1 protein-coding gene and 1 pseudogene are annotated in these 926 nt (G+C 62.2%); both read right to left on the bottom strand.

Annotated elements, in window-relative coordinates:
* Positions 1-15: 15 nt before the first annotated feature.
* Positions 16-651: a hypothetical protein gene (locus tag EBB59_RS13295; protein WP_122102595.1), complete on the bottom strand. Its 636-nt coding sequence runs from the start codon at positions 649-651 to the stop codon at positions 16-18.
* Between the two features lie 54 nt (positions 652-705).
* Positions 706-926: pseudogene (locus EBB59_RS13995) on the bottom strand (hypothetical protein); the annotation flags it as partial.

Below are 926 nucleotides of genomic sequence, written 5' to 3'. Positions count from 1 at the left end.
TGAACTCCGCGAAGATTACCGCCGTAGCGCAATCGTTCGGTATTCCTTTTTGTTTCCATGGCGCGGCGCCTTTTCGTCGATGCGCGCGCATAGCCGGTCCGTGCCACAGGCCGCCAGGTCGGCTCGCGCGATGCGGTCCAGATAGGCGATCTCTTGTTTGCGTTTCGTGCTCTCGGCCAGCGCCGCCTGGGCGTTGTAGAGCGAGTACCCGCCGCCGCAGAGCGCAATGAGGCCCGCCGCCAGTAATGCCATGGCGGTCATGCGCATGCGCCAGACAACCGTGCTTTCCAGCGATTGCTGGGCCTGCGCATAGCGGTGGCTGGCCTGGTGCAGTGTCTTGTCGGCATTCGCCAATTGCCGGTCGAGCCGTTCGGCCGCGGGTGCCAGCGTGCTTTCCAGGGCGCGTTCGGTCAGGCGCGTGAGCCGGGGAAGCGCGTCCTCCACCACGCGATTGACTTTGTGGTCGGCGCGATTGACCGTGGCGTGAAGTACCTGGAGTTGTTCGTTGATGATGTCCCGCAACCCTTGTTCGCGCTGTTTCATGAGCGCCATCAGTCCGGCCATCGATTTCAGGGTTTCCTGTAACGTCGTATTCGACGTTTCGAGGGCGGCCATCAGCGCCGCCAGTGTGACTTCGTCTTGTCTGTTCATCATTTTCCCCTCAATACCCCTTTTGAAAATTCATCGCGCCCCGTTCCGCGCTGATTACCCGCCGCCGCCGCCATCGCCGCCTTCGCTCCCGGTCGGCGCGCCGGGCATCATCGGCCCCTGGGTGAACTCCGGTAGCCGCATGACCATCACCGGCCCGCGCGGGGTTTTCGCCTCCATCTGGGGGATATCCATGCCTTGTGTCTGATTCGTCGCCAGTGTTTGTTGGGCGTCTTCGATGGCTTGCTGTTCGAGCAGGTCGTTGCCCCATTTCAATA

The sequence above is a fragment of the Solilutibacter pythonis genome, from assembly GCF_003697345.1.
In the GTDB taxonomy this organism is placed as follows: domain Bacteria; phylum Pseudomonadota; class Gammaproteobacteria; order Xanthomonadales; family Xanthomonadaceae; genus Solilutibacter; species Solilutibacter pythonis.
Note: the sequence above shows the minus strand (reverse complement) of the source record. Positions and strands in the feature narration are given on the sequence as shown.